Below are 5,388 nucleotides of genomic sequence, written 5' to 3'. Positions count from 1 at the left end.
GTCACCGTGGTCGTCCTCCAGCATGCGGCGACGTTCCTGTTCGCGCTTGGAATAGGCGGCTGCCCGGATCGCCTCGTCACTCTCCAGGCCAGATCCCAGCGCGCCACCCACCGTGGCGACCGAAGCGACGAACCAGGACAGCGTCCAGTATTCCGTGGCGTGCAGCGGGGTCCGTGTCATGGAGGTGAACACTCGGTCGTTGAGGATGAAAAGCGCCCACACCAAGTTGATGACCAACAAACCCACGTAGCAGACGAGCACCCCGATACCCACGGTCACGACCGTCGAGGCGTTGTAGAGAGCCGCCCGCTTCCTCGCCTCCGGCGAGGTCTCTGCCGTTCGATGCCACAGGTGCGCGTCTACGATCAGCCAGCCGATCATGAGCGCAACGGATCCGACCATGGCGATCACGAGGCGCGGCGTACCCAAGGACGCGGCCAGACTCCAGAGGGTGGAGTTCACGGTGGCAATTGCTCCCGCGGCGAGTGCGGCCGCCAAGGCCTTCGAGAGACCCGGGACCAACCGCCACGGCCGGTTGGCGCGAACCATACCGAGGAGCACCCTCAGATAACCACGCGGCCCGCTGACGACGTACCGGAGATCAGCGGTCTCCTCCTCACCGATCGGACCCGGGCGAACAGGCGCAAGACGACCGGCGAAACGTCCCAGCGACTGACGCTGAGGAGATTTCTCAGCTCCAGCGTCCCGCGCACCCGCCAAGCTGAGAACGGCCTCTTCCACCGCCCGCAGGGCTCTTCTCTCAAAACGTAGGCCCCCCAACGACGGAAGAGACAGCAGCGCCAAGCCGTGATCATGACTCAGGTCCACGACGAGTTTGCGCCCGTGCGAGTGCAACGGAAGGTCGGTGAGGGCCACGACGATATCCCAATGCTCCGCACGCCCGCGGTCCATGATCCGGCGCGTCAGCGTGGACAGGTCCTCGGTCCCTGCGCTGAAGGGCTCACTGACCACCTCGACGTCGAACCGTCGCCCCTGGCCTGACTTGTCGGCTAGCCGAGCAGGGAGCATCCGCGCCATGCGCTGCGCGACCTCCGTCGGCGCGTCCGGATCCGCCAGGAGAGCCACAACTGTAACACTCTGTGACGACACCCTCACGACTGGACCCTTCTCATCGGCTGCTCCGGCGATAATCCGTGCCCCCAGGATGCCCCCGAGACAACACCAGCGCCCTCTGGCGCGGAGGCCCCGCCAGGGGGCAAACACGGACAGAAATGTTCCTCTCAGTGCAGCGCGGCCACTATGGTTGACCTCCGGGTAACGAAGGGGTCGGCCAAGTTCCGAGCCATCCGTTCGTCGCGTGACACGGCCGTGCCAGTTACAGGGGTCAGATGAGCCAGCGGGCGTATCCCCGCCTGTCAGCTCAGCCAGTGGATCCTCAGGTCACCGGCAGGGCGCCCCAGCCTCTCACCTCATGCGGTGGTCACACCTACCTGCGACGCCGGATGTACCAGCCCACAACCAACACGACCAGAACCGACAGCACGAACGCTCAAACGGTCGTCGTCGCGTCGTAGGACCGGTACACGATGGCCAGCATGCAGGGACGGATACCCGGCATGCAGCGGGGCAGCCCTGCACTACAAGCGCACCAGGTCGAGCGGGGAATCGCGGTGAAAGCCACCGAGCCCCGCAAGGCTGATCCTTGGTCGTTAACCCAGATCAGCCCCTGAACCGCCCGCAAATGATCGCAGCTTCACAAGCCGAGAGCGCGAGTTCGATTCTCGTCACCCGCTCTTGCCAAAGCCTCAGGTCAACGGCCTGGGGCTTCTGCGTTATCGGAGGCTCTTCAGTGGTTTCCGGCCCACCGAGCAGCTGAAGATCGGGCACGCAGAGGGCAGGCGGTCTCCGCTCACGCGACGGCTTCACCGCCCCAGGCACCGTCGGACGCCCCTGGTCTGCGGGTTCGTTGCGTTCACCGCGACTCTCACCCGTGGGAGCCCTCAGCTTGCCGTTCCCGTGAACCGGGCGAGGGTCGGGGCACGGCACAGCGGCGGCGTGCGCCCGAGTCCTGGATGGTGGAAGGGACTTGGTGCCGGGTGTTTCCGTCAACAGCGGCAGGCGGAGTCCTTGCGCCCTCAGCCCGGCCGCATGTCGACTCGACGGTTGTCGGTCGACGGAGGCCATGAACTTCAACATCCTGCGGTTCATTTCCTCCGCGTGGTCGATCTGAGGTCCGTGCCCGGTGCCGGTGACGATTTCGGCACGGGCGCCCGGTTATCAGACGTGGGACGCGCTCCCTCTGCCGCTCGGGGTGCACCAGGAGGCTGCGCTTGCCCAGCACCAGGCAGAGAGGGGGCGAATGGTGGACAAGTTCCGCCTCGGACAGGGTGAGCGGTGCCGGGCGACGGATGCGGTAGGCACAGACGGCCGTCCTGACCATCGTGCGCAGCTCGGGCGCGACCAGGACCGGTTGTTCCAACCAGGCCGCCAGACGCGGGCGCAGCGCCTTGGGCGCGAAGGTCGCGAAGAGGCCGGCGAAGATCCAGACGAAGAAGCGCAGGCCGACCTTCTCCAGGCCGCCCGGGTCGAGCAGGGTGACCGAGGCGAGGCGTTTGGGCCTGCGGTGCGCCTGGTTCAGGGCGAGCCGGCCTCCGTAGGAGGTGCCGACGAGGTGAACATGCTCGAGCCCGAGTCCGTCGAGCGTCTCGTCCAGCCACTGCGCGGCCCGTTCGGGCTGGTGGCTCGGCTCTCGCTGCACGCTGCACGCTGCGTCCGGGATCGCCCGGGGTGTCGACGGCGTAGACGGGGCGCTCGGCGCTGAGGGCGGGGGTGTTCGGGTATCACATGGCGGAGCAGGAGCCCGCTCCGTGCACCAGGACGACCGGGGTGCGGGAGCGGGCCGCGGGGTCGGTGGGCCCGTAGCGGTACACGTGGGTGGTGCCGAACGAGGTCTCCACGTCCTGTTCCGCGACGGCACGTGCCCCCATCGCGTAGACGGCGTCGCACGCGGCGAAGTAGCGGTTGCGCCAGGCGTCGCTCACAAATCGGCCGACGTCGGTCTGGGTGCGGGCAGTGGTCTTGGACACGGCCACCTCCAGAGGGTCTCAATTTTCGTGGTACGAACGTATCACGACCTTGATACGGTTGTATCATCAAAGGTGCGGCGAACAACGAGTGGAGAATCAGCCGATGCCCAAGCGCGTGGACCATGTGGAACGGCGCACCGAGATCGCAGAGGCGCTCGTCCGGGTCGCCGGGCGACGCGGGCTGCACGCCGTGGGGATGCGCGATGTGGCGGCCGAGGCGGGCGTGTCACTGCGGCTGGTGCAGTACTACTTCGAGACCAAGGAGAAGCTGCTGCTCTACGGCCTGGAGCACCTGGCCGGGAAGTTCGGGGAGCGGCTCGCCACCCGTGTCCGAGCCGCCGGGGACGGTCCGGGGCCGCGCACGACGGTCGAAGCACTGCTGATGACGGCGCTGCCGACCGACGAGGAGAGCCGCACCTTCCACCATCTCTACACCTCGTACGCCGTTCTGGCCGTGACCGACCAGACGCTCGCGGCTCAGCCCTTCATCAGGAACCCTGACGCCGCCGAAGGCGCCGTGACCGCCATCCTCCGACAGGCACAGGCGGAGAGTCTGCTGCAGCCCGGCGTGGACGCGCAGTTGGCGGCGACCGGCCTGCTTGCGATGTCCGCGGGACTCGGCACCAGCATCCTCGTCGGCCAGCGCAGTCCCGAGTCCGCCGCCGCGGTCCTGGACGACCAGCTCAACCGCATCTTCCGCCCGGTCGATGCGGCCGATTGACGCAAGGCCCGTTCGCGGTCCCACTCCTCAAGCGCCCGTAGCTACGGGCGAGTGCGGGGGGGGGCGCTTCCTTCGATTCCCAGGGCGCCTCGACACGGGAGCGGCTCTTGGCGGGCCAGCCGCTGGACCGCGGTGCGGTGCAGGTCTTTCGCGGTGATCCGCATGCCCCGGCCTGCGGACCCCTTGCCCTGCGGCATGCCGTGTGCCTCCGCTCAGCTTTCAGGTGGCCCCGGCGGACCCACGAGCAGACCGTCACGAGGCTGACGCCCGTCAGATCCTCCATCGATTTCCTTCATGGCAGGACTGCGTTCTCTTCACGGTTTTCCCACATGTACGATCACGCGTCATTAGAAGTGGGGTTTCCTACCTGCAGCGACGCCTGTGGGTAACCCTTTAAGTACTCAACGGAGACGTGTACGTGGGCAGCAGCAACAACGAGATGGCCCAGGGGTGCGCCGTCTTCTCGGTCATCGGAGTGGTCGCACTCATTCTGGCGATGGCGACTCAGTGTGGCGGCGACGGTGCCTCAGACGCCGCATCGACGACCAAGCCCAGCGCCACGGCTGACTCGTCGGCGCTCGTCAGCCCCTCGCCGGTGAAGTCCGCTCCGCAGGAGCCAGAAAAGACGTCCAGTCCCGAACCGCAGAAGGTCACCCTGTCGCTTGCGGAGATCGCGGGCACCCCTGGCACCTTCGACCAGTTCGAGGAGTTCGTCGCCCAGCACGGGACCGCCGAGCAGAAGAAGGCGGTTCAGCCCCTCAAGGGATGGCGAGCCTACGAGCGCAAGTGGTTCCGCCCCGCCCTGGAAGTCGACTCGGACTACCCAACCATCGACTATGAGGCCATAGACGGCGGTGACATGGAGGAGATGGAGAAGCTGATGGGCCTGGAGAAGCAGTCCCAGTACATTGCCGAAGCATTCGCGGCCTGGTGGGAGATCGATGAGACCGCGACTCTCCAGGTCTACGACCGTGGTGGTGAGTACATGGCCGGCTCCTCTTGCATCAGTCCCAATGCCGTGGAGAACGAAGGATCCTGCGACTGATCCGACTGCGCAGGAGGGCCCGAGGTCGTGTCCCGCATCGTGGTGTAGGGGATCAAGCGTCATGCGTTCCGGTGCAGGGCCCAGGCGATCTTCGTGGAGGTGGCGGACCGCAAGCTGCTCTGCTGAGGCGAGTTGAGCGCCGGGTCGCGTGGAGCCACCGTTGCCGACCTGCGGATTCCGACTCCTTGATCGGCTACACCACCCGACGGGACGCCATCCGCGAGCGGAGGTGAGCCGTTCGTTGAGCGTGAGGACTGAGGTGCGCCGGCGTCCTCTCCGCGCGAGCGGAGGTGAGCCGAAGCACCCCCACGTCCGCGGTGGTGCTTCGTCGTAGGCGCCCATGTCGCCCCTCGGTTCGGTGTCCTCCCCGCCGACGCAGGGGTGTCGGGTCACCCCTGGCGATCACGGGCAGGACATCCATCCCGCAACCACTGCAGCTGAGCTGCAGCGCCCGGCATGCAAGATTGCTCGCAGCCGCAGGTCGACCAGGCCCTGCCTTCAGCTGGTGGGCGACGCGCGGCGTGGCGGTGGGACCGCCCGCAGCAGTTCCCAGAGCGGACGTGAGCCGGACGCCC

Annotated in this window: 3 protein-coding genes and 1 pseudogene; 2 read left to right on the top strand and 2 right to left on the bottom strand. The window is 67.1% G+C overall.

Going from position 1 to position 5,388, the window contains the following annotated elements; all coding sequences use genetic code 11:
- A partial coding sequence (locus JHAT_RS33140; protein WP_077801985.1) for a hypothetical protein occupies positions 1 to 1,086 on the bottom strand: 1,086 nt, incomplete at its 3' end.
- A 1,044-nt stretch (positions 1,087 to 2,130) separates the two neighbouring features.
- Positions 2,131 to 3,053, bottom strand: a pseudogene (locus tag JHAT_RS33135) (alpha/beta fold hydrolase); the annotation flags it as partial.
- A 97-nt stretch (positions 3,054 to 3,150) separates the two neighbouring features.
- Here JHAT_RS33135 and JHAT_RS33130 point away from each other — a divergent pair.
- Both JHAT_RS33130 and JHAT_RS33125 read left to right on the top strand, forming a co-directional pair.
- Positions 3,151 to 3,768, top strand: a complete 618-nt coding sequence (locus JHAT_RS33130) for a TetR/AcrR family transcriptional regulator (RefSeq protein WP_077801984.1) — start codon at positions 3,151 to 3,153, stop codon at positions 3,766 to 3,768.
- Positions 3,769 to 4,186: 418 nt separating this feature from the next.
- Positions 4,187 to 4,813 (top strand): hypothetical protein, encoded by a 627-nt coding sequence (locus tag JHAT_RS33125; protein ID WP_143660606.1) that lies wholly within the window; start codon positions 4,187 to 4,189, stop codon positions 4,811 to 4,813.
- Positions 4,814 to 5,388: the final 575 nt, after the last annotated feature.

The sequence above is a fragment of the Streptomyces sp. JHA26 genome (assembly GCF_002005565.1).
Taxonomy (GTDB): Bacteria; Actinomycetota; Actinomycetes; order Streptomycetales; family Streptomycetaceae; genus Streptomyces.
The sequence above is the reverse complement of the archived record's forward strand: the minus strand, read 5'-3'. Positions and strand labels throughout refer to the sequence as shown.

Bases quoted from the DNA above. Each gene is read 5' to 3' on its own strand.
- JHAT_RS33130 (WP_077801984.1), top strand. From the start codon at position 3,151: ATGCCCAAGCGCGTGGACCATGTGGAACGGCGCACCGAGATCGCAGAG.